Source organism: Limosilactobacillus reuteri subsp. porcinus (assembly GCF_036621895.1).
In the GTDB taxonomy this organism is placed as follows: Bacteria; Bacillota; Bacilli; order Lactobacillales; family Lactobacillaceae; genus Limosilactobacillus; species Limosilactobacillus reuteri_J.
This window is the reverse complement of sequence record NZ_LN887482.1, coordinates 1-13,474: the sequence shown is the minus strand read 5'-3', so window position 1 is coordinate 13,474 and position 13,474 is coordinate 1. Positions and strand designations below refer to the sequence as shown.

11 protein-coding genes are annotated in these 13,474 nt (G+C 40.4%); all 11 read left to right on the top strand.

The features are described 5' to 3' along the window. Positions 1–77: 77 nt before the first annotated feature. A complete protein-coding gene (locus tag AACL61_RS08895) occupies positions 78–851 on the top strand; it encodes a (S)-acetoin forming diacetyl reductase (RefSeq protein WP_102815812.1) in 774 nt (257 codons plus the stop codon). A 149-nt stretch (positions 852–1,000) separates the two neighbouring features. After that, entirely contained in the window at positions 1,001–1,627 is a 627-nt protein-coding gene (locus AACL61_RS08890; RefSeq protein ID WP_003674860.1) for a glycoside hydrolase family 73 protein, read from the top strand. Between the two features lie 17 nt (positions 1,628–1,644). After that, positions 1,645–2,220, top strand: a complete 576-nt coding sequence (locus AACL61_RS08885; RefSeq protein ID WP_065867966.1) for a xanthine phosphoribosyltransferase — start codon at positions 1,645–1,647, stop codon at positions 2,218–2,220. Between the two features lie 16 nt (positions 2,221–2,236). Next, the gene (locus tag AACL61_RS08880; protein WP_003664512.1) at positions 2,237–3,370 is read left to right on the top strand and encodes an ATP-grasp domain-containing protein; all 1,134 of its coding nucleotides are present in this window, start codon (positions 2,237–2,239) and stop codon (positions 3,368–3,370) included. Positions 3,371–3,526: 156 nt separating this feature from the next. Next, a complete protein-coding gene (pcrA, locus tag AACL61_RS08875) occupies positions 3,527–5,800 on the top strand; it encodes a DNA helicase PcrA (RefSeq protein WP_102815811.1) in 2,274 nt (757 codons plus the stop codon). Between the two features lie 18 nt (positions 5,801–5,818). Then, positions 5,819–7,861 (top strand): NAD-dependent DNA ligase LigA, encoded by a 2,043-nt coding sequence (ligA, locus tag AACL61_RS08870; RefSeq protein ID WP_102815810.1) that lies wholly within the window; start codon positions 5,819–5,821, stop codon positions 7,859–7,861. Positions 7,862–7,864: 3 nt separating this feature from the next. After that, a complete protein-coding gene (locus AACL61_RS08865; protein WP_102815809.1) occupies positions 7,865–8,980 on the top strand; it encodes a CamS family sex pheromone protein in 1,116 nt (371 codons plus the stop codon). Between the two features lie 151 nt (positions 8,981–9,131). Then, positions 9,132–9,449 carry an Asp-tRNA(Asn)/Glu-tRNA(Gln) amidotransferase subunit GatC gene (gatC, locus tag AACL61_RS08860; protein WP_003664503.1) on the top strand — a complete coding sequence of 106 codons (318 nt, stop codon included), beginning with the start codon at positions 9,132–9,134 and terminating at the stop codon, positions 9,447–9,449. Further along, positions 9,449–10,921: an Asp-tRNA(Asn)/Glu-tRNA(Gln) amidotransferase subunit GatA gene (gene gatA, locus AACL61_RS08855; RefSeq protein WP_102815808.1), complete on the top strand. Its 1,473-nt coding sequence runs from the start codon at positions 9,449–9,451 to the stop codon at positions 10,919–10,921. Before gatC ends, gatA begins: the two co-directional genes overlap by 1 nt. A gap of 1 nt (position 10,922) precedes the next feature. Next, positions 10,923–12,347 carry an Asp-tRNA(Asn)/Glu-tRNA(Gln) amidotransferase subunit GatB gene (gatB, locus tag AACL61_RS08850; protein ID WP_102815807.1) on the top strand — a complete coding sequence of 475 codons (1,425 nt, stop codon included), beginning with the start codon at positions 10,923–10,925 and terminating at the stop codon, positions 12,345–12,347. Between the two features lie 11 nt (positions 12,348–12,358). Further along, a complete protein-coding gene (locus AACL61_RS08845) occupies positions 12,359–13,372 on the top strand; it encodes a diacylglycerol kinase (protein WP_102815806.1) in 1,014 nt (337 codons plus the stop codon). Positions 13,373–13,474: the final 102 nt, after the last annotated feature.

Below are 13,474 nucleotides of genomic sequence, written 5' to 3'. Positions count from 1 at the left end.
ATTATCTCCTACTCGATTTAAAGAGAATTAAATATATGATATAATAAATGATAACTAATATAAAGGAGGAATTACTAATGACTAAAAAGGTAGCATTAGTAACTGGAGCAAGCCAAGGAATTGGTAAGGCAATTGTAGAAAGATTGGTTAAGGATGGTTTTGCAGTTGCTCTTGTAGCATTAAACGAGGCAAAGCTCCAACAAGTTGCTGATGAAATTAATAATAATGGTGGAGAAGCACTACCACTTGTAGCTGATGTAGCAAATAGGGAAGAAGTATTTGCAGCTGTTGAGAAAACAGTCGAACATTTTGGAGATCTTAATGTAATCGTTAATAATGCTGGATTAGGTCCTACGACTCCAATCGATTCAATTACACCAGAACAGTTTGAAAAAGTATATGGCGTAAATGTTGCCGGAGTTTTATGGGGAATTCAAGCTGCCCATAAGGCATTTAAGGAGCTTGGTCATGGTGGTAAGATTATCAATGCTACATCTCAAGCTGGTGTTGTTGGTAATCCTAATCTTGCACTTTATTCTGGAACAAAATTTGCTATTCGAGGCATTACGCAGGTAGTAGCCCAAGATTTGGCAACTGAAGATATTACGGTAAATGCTTTTGCACCAGGAATCGTTAAGACACCGATGATGTATGATATTGCGCATCAAGTTGGTCAAAACGCTGGTAAGAGTGATGAATGGGGAATGGAAGCTTTTGCTAAGAACATTGCAATGAAGCGTCTTTCTGAACCAGAAGATGTTGCTAATGTGGTAAGTTTCTTAGCTGGTCCTGATTCAAATTACGTTACTGGACAGACAATTATTGTTGATGGTGGAATGCAATTCCATTAATATTTAATGCTAGTAGCAGCAAGCGCAACTGGAAAAGAATTTTTCAGCTGCGCTTTTTTAACTTCTTCTAAAAATATTACGATAAATTAACCCAAACGAGATGGATTTTGCTACAATTAATAACTAGTAGAAATGAGGAGGCTAGGCTTGTGGCAAAACGGAAGCGGAGAAGCAAAAACCGCCATACGGGTAGAAATTGGATTATTAGCATTCTTGCTGTTATTGTTATTTTTTTGGGTGTTTACGTTGGGCACCATTTTTACCGAATCTGGAATCAGCAACGAATTGAACAAGAGGCACGTGAAAAGGATCGCCGAGCGAAGCAATTATTTATTCAGCAAGTTGCTCCTGAAGCCCAGGCAATGCAAAATACTTATCATGTCTATGCATCAATTACGATTGCCCAAGCGATTCTTGAATCTCAATGGGGAACGAGTCAGTTAGCATCGCAATACCATAATTTATTTGGAATTAAGGGAACGGGAACAAATTCACGAGTAATGACAACCAAAGAATACATTAATGGTAAGTGGATCGTTACTAAGGGGCGGTTCCGCGTTTATGATAGTTGGAGCGACTCTATTAAGGATCATACGCGATTGATGTTAAATGGGACAGACACCAATCAGCAAAATTATGATCGAGTTGTCCATGCGACTAATTACCAAGAAGCAGCTCGGGGATTGCAAGAAGCAGGGTATGCGACTGATCCTGATTATGCACAAAAATTAATTTCGGTGATTAAGGCATATAAATTATATAATTATGATAAGTAATATAGAGGGGTACGAAAATGAAAGAGCTAGAAGAAAAAATTAAGGAATATGGGACTGTTTTACCGGGTAATGTTTTAAAAGTGGATGCCTTTTTGAACCATCAAGTTGATCCTCAATTAATGTTGCATATCGGTCAAGAATTTGCCAAACTTTTCGCTAATGAAGGTATTACTAAAATTTGGACAGTTGAATCATCAGGAATTGCGCCAGCTGTAATGACCGGGTTAGAAATGAACCTCCCAGTTATTTTTGCTCGTAAGCATAAGAGCCTTACTCTTAACCAAAATATGTATACTGCTGATGTATATTCATATACTAAGAAAACAACCAATCGGATTTCAATTTCTAAAAAGTATGTAGATGCTGACGATAAAATTTTAATGATTGATGATTTCTTGGCTAATGGTCAAGCAGTAGAAGGTTTATTAGAAATTGCCGATCAAGCAGGGGTCCAAGTAGCTGGTGCAGGAATAGTTATTGAAAAGAGTTTTCAACCTGGAGCTGGTGAACTAAAGGAACGTGGAATTCGTGTCGAATCATTGGCACGAATTCAATCATTGAGTGATAATAAAGTTGAATTCGTAAAAGACTAATAAGGGAAGTGATAAAATGGGCAGAGACGCTATTTACCCAGGTAGTACTTTAGGAATTATTGGAATTAATCGCAATGGGGCAGCACTTATTGCAACAGCGAAGAAGGCAGGCTTTAACGTTGGTGTGTATGTGGATCGCTCTCAGCCATCAGTAACTAAAATGGCTGACTTTACCATTGTAGGGGCAATGAACGATCGGGCAAAACTAACTCAGTTTGGGGAAGCGTGCGATGCAATTATTTATCAAACCCCTAATGTCGATTCTCGCGTCCTGCACTTTTTGAGTCAATATGCGGTGATTCCCCAGGGGATTAATGCTCTTGAAATTGTTCAAGACCGGTTAATGGAACGGGCTTTCTTAGATCAAGTAAATATTAATATTGCTCCATATGTGACGGTGGTTAGTTTAGATGATGTTTATCAATCAATTGATTCCATTGGCTATCCTGCACTGTTAAAACCCATTCAACGAGGAATTGGGGAAAATTCAATGCTGATTGAGCGCCAATCGGATATTACTCGCGCCGCTGATTTTATTGATACTGGTACATATTTACTAGAATCGTGGATTGAACATACAAATGAATATACAATGACAGCGGCAACTGATGGAAAAGATACAGAGATTTTTCCACTTGCTCAGCTTCATTACAATGACAAGCGCCAATTGATTTCTGTTGCGACACCAGCAAATATTCACGATGATATGTTAAAAGAGATGCAACGGATTGTAAAAAGTGTTGCGGCATCTCTTGAATATCGGGGTGTATTTTCGGTTAACTTTTATGTTACTTCTACTGGTACCCTTTATGTAAAGAATATTGAGCCAGGGTTAACGTCGATTGCTAATATTTATGATGTCACAGCAAATGTTGATCAGTATGAAGAACAATTAAGAAGCGCTGTGGGAATGCCTCTACACGTTATTACACCATTACAAATTGGTTTGTTGATGGTCGTTCGCAATTATCAATCACGGGCAATTCAACGGCAATGGTTGCTGAAGAATAACTGGCAATTTAGGTTCTTTAATGATGTTGGGGATGACGATCAAGCAATTCTAGGCTTTGTCTGGGTAACTGGCGGCGATAATTTAGCAGCCTTAAAGAATCAGGTTGACGATACTGAAGTTTGGAACGACCAAGCTTGATCATGAAATTATAAATTAAGCGTATAAGATTACGAGGGACTGGGGATGAAATCGCAGTCTCTTTATTTTTCCTAACATATGTTCGATTTTAGCACCAAATGAGATCCTAATTTGGTATAATATTAGCCGATGAAAATTTAGAGAGGATGGAACAGCGTGAATAACGGGCAAGCATTATTAGAAGGAATGAATGATAAGCAATCCGAAGCAGTATTAACGACAGAGGGACCATTATTAGTAATGGCCGGTGCTGGATCAGGAAAGACGCGGGTTCTTACACACCGGGTTGCTTACTTAATTGAAGAAAATGGTGTATTACCATGGAATATTTTAGCGATTACGTTTACCAACAAGGCTGCGCGCGAAATGAAAGAACGGGTCGGTAAATTGCTTGGTGAAAGTGCTAATGAGATTTGGGTATCGACTTTTCACGCATTATGTGTTCGAATCCTTCGTCGTGATATTGAAAAAATCGGCTATAATCGCGCCTTTACGATTGCGGATACAAGTGAGCAACGGACATTAATGAAGCGGATTTGCGCAGAATTAAATATTGATACTAAAAAATTTGATCCCCGCAGTATCTTAAGCGCGATTTCTAATGCTAAAAATGCTTTATTGACACCAGATGACTATAGCAAAGAAGCTAATAGTATGTTTGAAAACATGGTTGCGCGTGCTTATAAGCTTTATCAACAGGAGCTAGAAGCTAACCAAGCATTAGATTTTGATGACTTGATCATGAAGACGATTGAGTTATTGGAAAGTGACCAAGAGACGCTTGAATTTTATCAAGACAAGTTCCACTATATCCATGTTGACGAGTACCAGGATACAAACGATGCCCAATACCGGTTAGTTAATCTATTAGCGCAAAAGTACCAAAATTTGTGTGTGGTAGGGGATGCAGATCAGAGTATTTATGGTTGGCGTGGAGCTAATATGAACAATATTTTGAATTTTGAGCATGATTATCCCCAAGCCAAGACGGTAATGCTTGAGCAAAACTATCGATCAACGCAAACAATTTTAAATGCAGCGAATGAAGTTATTGCTAATAACCTTTATCGAAAAAAGAAGAATTTGTGGACAGAAAATGGTCAAGGGGACAAAATTTCATATTACCGCGCGCAAAATGAACACGATGAAGCGCAGTTTATTGTTTCGAAGATTAAAGAAGAACAAGAAAAGCATGGCTATCACTTTAATGACTTTGCGATCCTTTATCGGACTAATGCGCAATCACGGATGGTTGAAGAAACTTTCTTGAAGAGTAGTATTCCCTATACGATGGTCGGTGGTCATAAATTCTATGACCGGCGTGAAATTCGTGATATTTTAGCATATTTGACCTTAATCGTTAATCCTGCCGATTCAATGAGCTTTGAACGAGTTGTTAATACGCCCAAACGAGGAATTGGTTTAACTAGTGTGGAACATCTTCGCGATTTCGCTAATGAAAATGGCTGGACATTATTAAAGGCAGCTCAAAATGTTGATACTGCTAGTGAAATTACTGCACGAACACGAAATAAAATTGATGAATTTGGTCAATTAATGGCTAACTTGACTAAACAAGCAGAATATCTCACATTAACTGATTTAACTGAACAGATTTTAGAGTTAAGTGGCTACAATAAAATGCTAAGTGATGATCGAAGCCTTGAAGCACAAGCTCGTCGTGAAAACCTTGATGAATTTAAGTCGGTTACACAAGAATATGATGAGCAGCATAAAGACGATGATGATCCTAACTTGCAAAAAATTATTAACTTTTTAGCTGATTTGGCCCTTGTCTCAGATCAAGATGATGTTGATGAACAAGCACCGGCTGTAACTTTAATGACATTACATGCAGCTAAGGGACTTGAATTTCCAGTTGTTTTCCTTGTGGGAATGGAAGAAGGTATTTTCCCATTATCGCGAGCTTTAATGGAAGATGACGAATTGGAAGAAGAACGTCGCTTAGCCTATGTTGGAATTACACGGGCAAAGAAAAAGCTTTATCTTACTAATGCCTTTTCACGTTTACTTTATGGTCGTATCCAGCGTAACCAACCATCACGATTTGTCGAAGAAATTGATTCTGAGTTGTTACAGTTTGAAAATAGCCCATCAGGTAATAGCATTAAAGATAGTAAACTGCCATTTGATCGTGCTGCTGCAACTGCTACTACCTACCGTGATCAGCAAAAGCGGACATATCGCAGTGCTGGCAAGCGGGTTAAACCAATTACTAACACCGGAACTGGGGCCGATAAAGTTGGTTGGAAAACTGGCGATAAGGTTGAGCACAAAAAGTGGGGCCAAGGAACAGTGGTCAAAGTTAACGGTAGTGGCAATGATATGGAATTAGATATTGCCTTTCCAAGTCAGGGTGTAAAGCGATTATTGGCAAGTTTTGCCCCAATTACGAAAGTACAAAAATAATGAAATGAGGCGGATGAGATGAGTGAAAAACAGACGCCAGTAAAAGAATTAACCCTTCAAGAAGCTCAAGATGAGATTAAGCCATTACGAGCAAAATTGACTAAGTGGGGAAAAGAATATTATGAACAAGACAATCCAACGGTAGAGGATCATGTGTATGATCGTGCTTATCAGCGATTAGTACAGCTGGAAGAACAATTTCCCCAATTGGTCTCTGCTGATTCGCCAACCCAACGAGTAGGAGGAGCAACAGAAAGCCAATTAACAAAGGTTCGGCATGAAATTCCGATGTTATCGATGGGGGATGTCTTTTCGATTGAAGAATTGATGGACTTTAACCAACGACAACAGGAAAATCGGGATGTCGAAGTTGAGCCCGAATATAATCTCGAACTAAAAATCGATGGTCTTTCTCTTTCACTTGTTTACGAGAATGGAAAGTTAGTTCAAGGTTCTACGCGTGGCAATGGAACGATTGGTGAAGATGTTACTGCTAATGTCCGAACTATCAAGTCAGTTCCCGCAGAATTGCCAGAACCATTATCGATCGAGGTTCGGGGCGAATGTTATATGCCAAAAGCGGCTTTTGCAAAGTTAAATGCTAAACGCGAAGCAGAAGGATTGCCGGTTTTTGCTAATCCCCGGAATGCAGCAGCCGGAAGTTTGCGGCAATTAGATCCGAAAGTAACGGCGCAACGTGAACTAGATACATTTATATATTATGTTCCTGAATATCAAAAGTTAGGAGTTAAGACCCAAGCGGAAGCACTTGATCGTATGCGAGAATTAGGTTTTAATGTTAATCCTAATAATCGGGTTGTTCATAACCGTGATGAAATTGAAAAGTATATTGAAGAATATACAGCTCAACGAGACAAGCTCACTTACGGGATCGATGGAATTGTTGAAAAAGTAAATGATCTTGATACGGAAGTTGCCCTTGGGAATACAGTTAAGGTGCCACGCTGGGAAATTGCTTATAAATTCCCTCCCGAAGAGCAAGCAACGATTGTCCGTGATATTGTCTGGACTGTCGGTCGGACCGGCAATGTAACGCCAACAGCAGTTATGGACCCAGTTCAATTGGCGGGTACAACAGTTAGTCGAGCTTCTTTGCATAATCCTGATTACTTGCGTGAAAAAGATATTCGGATTGGTGATACTGTTTACCTGCATAAAGCGGGTGACATTATTCCTGAAATTTCAAAAGTAGATCTAACTAAACGTCCCGCAGATTCAGTTGAATATGAGATTCCAACGAAATGTCCGGTCTGTGGCTCAAAATTAGTTCATCTTGATGGTGAAGTTGCATTACGCTGTATTAATCCAATGTGTCCAGCGCAAATTAAAGAAGGCTTAGCACATTTTGCTTCCCGGAATGCCATGAATATTGATGGGCTTGGTCCTAGAATTATTGAACAGCTATGGGATAAAGAATTGATTCATGATGTTGCCGGTTTATATCGGCTTAATCATGACCAATTATTAACTTTAGATAAATTTGGCGAGAAATCGACCTCTAACCTATTGACATCGATCGATAATAGTCGTAATAATTCTGTCGAGCGCTTATTATTTGGTCTTGGAATTCGTCATGTAGGTGCAAAGGCTGCTCGAATTATCATGGAACATTTCGGTGACCTTGATAGCTTAATGAAGGCCGATGCCGATGAAATTTCTGCGATTAGTGGAATTGGGCCAACAATTGGCGAAAGTATCGTAACTTATTTTGCTAATCAACAGGTTATTAAATTAATTGACGAATTACGAGAAGTTGGGGTAAACTTTGCTTATCTTGGCTCACGGTCAAATGCTAATCCTGATAGCGAATGGAATGGTCGGCGAGTAGTACTGACTGGTAAGCTAACTGAAATGACTCGTGGTGAAGCAAAATCATGGCTTGAAAACCACGGGGCTAAGGTAACCGGAAGCGTCTCAAAGAAAACAGATATTGTCATTGCTGGGGCTGATGCTGGTAGTAAGCTAACAAAAGCTCAAGACTTGGGTGTTGATGTATGGAATGAACAGCAATTCAGCCAAGCAATGAAGGAGGAACAGTAAATCGTGAAGCGAAAGGCAAAAAAAATAGCCGTTAGTGCTGCCGTTTTGATGTGTACTGTCTTGCTTGCATCATGTGGTTTTGGCGGAAAGTCGTCATCGAAAAACTATTCAACGACTGGTTCAAGCAATGGTGCTTATCAAGGTGTGATTAAAAATGGTCGTTACCGAACAAGTAAAGCTCGGGGTGTAAATGTCTCACAAAATGATAATCAGTATAACCTTAAAAGCTTTGAAAGTGGGTTGACTCAGGTTTCAAAACGGGTCTTTTCAACCAAAAGCTATATTTTCCAAGAAGGTCAATACCTTAGTAGTGGGACAATTGAAAACTGGCTTGGCCGAAAAACAAAGAGTAATCCTGAAGGGCTAAACCCTGCTCAAGGAAAGAAGAGTAATCCTAACCCAGTCTATATTCAACAAATTGAAGAACAAGATTATATGCAAGAAAGTGGTAATTCCATGAAATTGCGAGGGATTACGATTGGGATTGGAATAAATTCCGAATATAACTACCAAACTAAGACAGGCGGACCAACTTTAACTAAGAAGATTAGTGATAGTGAGGTTCGTCGTCAAGGTGAAATCGCGGCACAAAAGGTTCTTCAACGAGTGCGGAAAAAGCCAGGTGTTGGAAATGTTCCAATCGTGATTGCACTATACAAACAAGCACCAGATGATAGTTTAGTTGGTGGTACATTCTTTGCTTATAGCAAGAATAGTGGTAATACGATTAGTAGCTGGCGGAAGTTAAATTACAAGAATGTAGTTCTTCCAAAGGCTAGTGCATCAACAACTAATAGTTCTGATCAAACTGATGACGATAGTTTCTCAAACTTTAAGAGTCAGATTCAAAGTTTCTTCCCTAACTTGAGCGGAGTTACAGCACAAGCACAATATGAAAATGGAACTTTGTCAGGGATGCACATTACCGTTACTACTCAGTTCTATAGTCAAAGTGAAATTACTAGTTTTACCCAATATATCACCCGGGCAGCGAAGAAGTACCTGCCTAATGGGATTCCGATTGATATTAAGATTCAATCTGATTCAGAAATTCAAGCGGTTGTTTATCGGAATGCTGGTTCTGATAACTTCCAGTCGCATATTTTTGATTCTTATTAAAGGTGAAAAAGGAGAATATCGATTCGTTACTAGAAAATGCGAACCGATAACTCCTTTTTTATTTCTACATGGATGAAATAGGAGCCTATTCTGTGCTAAAATTGTTAAATGTATATGTAGATTTTAAATTACTGGAAAAGAGGTAGAGAGAATGGCCAGTAAAATCACTGAGCAACAAGTAGAACACGTTGCTGAACTTGCTAAGCTTGAGTTCCCTAAGGATGAACTTGGTAAGTTTACCACTCAACTAGGAAACATTATTGATATGTTTGAAGACCTCGAAGCGGTTGATACCGATGGCGTTGAACCAATGACATCAGCAACCGATCGGGTAAATGTAATGCGTGAAGATAAGGCAATTAAGAGTTCTAAAGAAGAACAAGAAGCCTTGCTTAACAATGCTCCTGAAACTGATGGTGGCTACATCAAGGTTCCAGCAATTCTTGACGAAAGTGAGGACGGCGAATAATGGATTTTTACCAAACAAGCTTGAGTCAATTGCACGATGACTTGGTAAATAAGAAAATCAGTGCAACTGAATTAACAAAGGAAACTTTTGACCACATTAAGGGTAACGAAGACCAAGTTAAAGCCTTCATCAGCTTAAATGAAGACCAAGCACTAAAGCGGGCAGCTGAGATTGATGCAAAGGGCATTAGTGATGATCAATTAACTGCAGGGGTTCCGCTTGCAGTTAAGGATAATATTTTAACTAAGGGCCTTACAACGACGGCTGCTTCTAAGATGCTTGAAAACTTTAGCCCTGTATATGACGCGACAGTGGTTGAAAAGTTAAATGCTGCTGATTACATCAACGTTGGTAAGACTAACCTTGATGAATTTGCCATGGGGTCATCTACTGAAAATTCAGCATTCTTTACAACTCATAACCCATGGGATCTTACACGGGTTCCTGGTGGTTCTTCCGGTGGTTCTGCTGCTGCGGTTGCAGCCGGGGATGTTTTAGGTGCGCTTGGTACTGATACTGGTGGTTCTATTCGGATGCCAGCCTCATTTAACGGTGTCGTTGGGATGAAGCCTACATACGGCCGTGTATCACGGTGGGGAATCATTGCCTTTGGTTCAAGTTTTGACCAAGTCGGCTGGTTGACCCAAAATGTTAAGGATAATGCCTTGTTGACTGCCCTCATCAGTGGAAATGATGACCGGGATATGACATCTTCCCTTAAAGAAGTCCCAGACTGGGCAGCCCAATTAAACGAAAATACGAATGTTAAGGGTTTACGGATTGCTGTGCCAAAGGAATACTTTGATGGCTTAGACGAAGATGTTCAAGAAGTAATCAAGGCTACTTTGGACCACTTAGAATCTCTCGGCGCAATTGTTGATGAAGTAAGTTTGCCACACACCAAGTATGGGGTTCCTGCTTACTACATTTTAGCCTCATCTGAGGCATCTTCTAACCTCCAACGTTACGATGGTATCCGTTATGGCTTCCGAGCTGCTGATGTTAAGAACTTGGAAGACGTTTATGTTCGTTCTCGTTCGGAAGGTTTCGGTGAAGAAGTTAAGCGGCGGATTATGTTAGGGACATTCTCTCTCTCTGCTGGTTTCTACGATGCTTACTTTAATAAGGCCGCTAAAGTTCGCCGGCTTATTGCTCAAGATTTTGAAGACGTATTTAAGGATCATGATGTAATTGTTGGTGCTACTGGTGCTTCAACAGCATTTAAGATTGGTGCAGAGATTGATGATCCACAAACCATGTACATGAACGATGTATTGACTGTTCCCGTTAATATGGCCGGCCTTCCCGCAATGTCCATTCCTGCTGGTTTCTCTGCTAAAAATGGCATGCCAGTTGGTCTGCAAATCATTGGAAAAGCATTTGACGAACAAACAGTTTATAACACTGGATATGTCTTTGAACAGACAACTGATTTCCACAAGAAGACACCAAAGTTAGGAGGTCAAAACTAAGATGAACTTTCAAACAACAATCGGTCTAGAAGTCCACGTTGAATTAAAGACTAATTCAAAGATTTACAGTCCATCTCCCGTTGAATACGGTGACCAGCCTAACGCAAACACCAATGTCATTGACTGGGGTTACCCTGGTGTATTGCCAAGCTTAAACAAGGGTGTCGTTCGAGACGGAATCATGGCTGGGCTTGCTCTTCATGCTCAAATTGCCCACAACATGCACTTTGATCGGAAGAACTACTTCTATCCTGATAATCCGAAAGCCTATCAGATTACTCAATCAGATACTCCAATTGCTCATGATGGTTGGATTGAAATTGAAGTAAACGGTAAGAAGAAAAAGATTGGTATCAAAGAAATGCATATTGAAGAAGATGCTGGTAAGAACACTCACACTAGCAAGTATTCATACGTTGACTTGAACCGGCAAGGAACACCGCTAATTGAAATTGTTTCTAAGCCAGATATTGCCTCGCCTGAAGAAGCAGTGGCTTACTTGGAAGCATTGCGTCAACGGATCCAATTTACGGGGATCTCTGACGTGAAGATGGAAGAAGGGTCCATGCGGGTTGATACCAACATCTCAATTCGGCCAATCGGTTCTGACAAATTTGGGACCAAGACAGAAATGAAGAACATCAACTCCTTTAACTATGTTCGGAAGGCCCTCGCATTTGAAGAAAAACGGCATCAAAAAGTATTGATGGCTGGTGGACACATTGGTCAGGAAACTCGTCGTTATGATGAAGCAACTGGTGAGACTATTCTGATGCGGACAAAGGAAGGTTCTGATGATTACCGTTACTTCCCAGAACCAGACTTGCCACCAGTAAACGTTAGCGATGAATGGATAAGTGAAATTGAAAGCGAAATGCCAGAAATGCCTGGTGAGCGTCGTGAGCACTATGTTAAGGATCTTGGCTTAACTGATTACGATGCGATGGTTCTTACCCAGACTAAGGAGATGTCTGATTTCTTTGAAGAAGCTGTTAAGGACGGTGGCGATCCTAAGCGGGTAGCCAACTACTTGATGAACGATGTGAACTCATACTTGAACGATAAGCAAGTTGACTTACAAGACACCAAGCTTACTCCAGCTAACCTTGCCGGCATGGTGAAGTTGATTGAAGATGGGACTATTTCTTCTAAGATGGCTAAGAAGGTCTTCAAGGGAATCTTAGATGGTGAAGAACCAAATGCTTACGCAAAGGAACACGGTCTTGTTCAATTATCTGATCCTGCGCAACTACAGCCAATCGTTGATGAAGTGCTTGACAACAACGAACAATCAATTGAAGACTTTAAGAATGGTAAAGACCGGGCTGTCGGCTACTTAATGGGTCAAATCATGAAGCAAACGCGTGGTAAGGCTAACCCACAAGTTGTTACTCAATTATTGATGAAGTCTTTGAAGGCTAAATAGAGTAGGGAGGGATGACCGTGCGAAAACGTGCTCGGATAATTTATAATCCTACCTCAGGCCGTGAAACATTGCGAAGTGATTTAGTTGATATTCTCGCAATTTATGAGAAAGCTGGATATGAAACTAGTGCTTTTGCGACTACTCCTGCGCCTAACTCGGCTAAGAACGAAGCCACTCGTGCTGCTGAAGACGGTTTTGATTTGATTGTAGCTGCTGGTGGAGACGGTACCCTGAATGAAGTGGTCAATGGAATTGCTGGGTTAGAACATCGGCCAACATTAGCGATTATTCCAGCAGGGACGACTAATGACTATGCACGGGCATTACGGATTCCTCGTGATGATCCGATCGCCGCGGCTAAGTTAATCTTAAAGAAGAATAAGAAATTTAAGATTGATATTGGTCGGGCTGGTGAAAATTACTTCATGAACATTGCTGCCGGTGGAACGATGACCGAATTAACCTATGAGGTCCCTTCGCAAATGAAGTCCCTCTTTGGTTACGCAGCATACTTCGCCAAGGGAGCAGAGTTGATGCCACGGATTAAGCCAGTTGACATGCTAATCAAGTATGATAATCAGGAATACCGGGGCAGTGCTTCCATGTTTATGATTGCTTTGACTAATTCGGTCGGCGGTTTTGAACAGATTGTGCCGGATGCGTCACTTGATGATGGAAAGTTTACAATGATTATCGTCAAGAAGAGCAGCGTGATCGATATGCTTAGTTTAATGGCAAAGGCGCTTCAAGGAAAGCACCTTGATGATCCGCGCATTATTTATGCAAAGGCAACCGATATTGAAGTTATTCCGCTAAACAAGGAAGATCGCTTGATGGTTAACCTGGACGGGGAATACGGTGGCGATGCGCCAATGAAATTCCATAACCTTAAACAGCACCTAGAAGTAATTGCTAACTTGGATGAGATTCCAGAAGATGCGATTACAACTTCAGCTGATTTTAAGCGGGTCGAAGAAGACTTTATGAATGGCATTGACGATTATAAAGATCGCGAAAAGAAATAGAATAAATAAAGGGGCTGGGAATTAACTATTAATTCTTGGTTCTCTAACAGTAAAATCCGGACTATGATTTTTGATCGATCAAAAATCGTAGTCCGGATTTTA

Excerpts from the sequence above, each read along its gene's own strand:
- AACL61_RS08895 (WP_102815812.1), top strand. The coding sequence starts at position 78 with ATGACTAAAAAGGTAGCATTAGTAACTGGAGCAAGCCAAGGAATTGGT.
- AACL61_RS08885 (WP_065867966.1), top strand. The coding sequence starts at position 1,645 with ATGAAAGAGCTAGAAGAAAAAATTAAGGAATATGGGACTGTTTTACCG.
- AACL61_RS08880 (WP_003664512.1), top strand. The coding sequence starts at position 2,237 with ATGGGCAGAGACGCTATTTACCCAGGTAGTACTTTAGGAATTATTGGA.
- ligA (WP_102815810.1), top strand. The coding sequence starts at position 5,819 with ATGAGTGAAAAACAGACGCCAGTAAAAGAATTAACCCTTCAAGAAGCT.
- gatC (WP_003664503.1), top strand. The coding sequence starts at position 9,132 with ATGGCCAGTAAAATCACTGAGCAACAAGTAGAACACGTTGCTGAACTT.
- gatA (WP_102815808.1), top strand. The coding sequence starts at position 9,449 with ATGGATTTTTACCAAACAAGCTTGAGTCAATTGCACGATGACTTGGTA.
- gatB (WP_102815807.1), top strand. The coding sequence starts at position 10,923 with ATGAACTTTCAAACAACAATCGGTCTAGAAGTCCACGTTGAATTAAAG.
- AACL61_RS08845 (WP_102815806.1), top strand. The coding sequence starts at position 12,359 with ATGACCGTGCGAAAACGTGCTCGGATAATTTATAATCCTACCTCAGGC.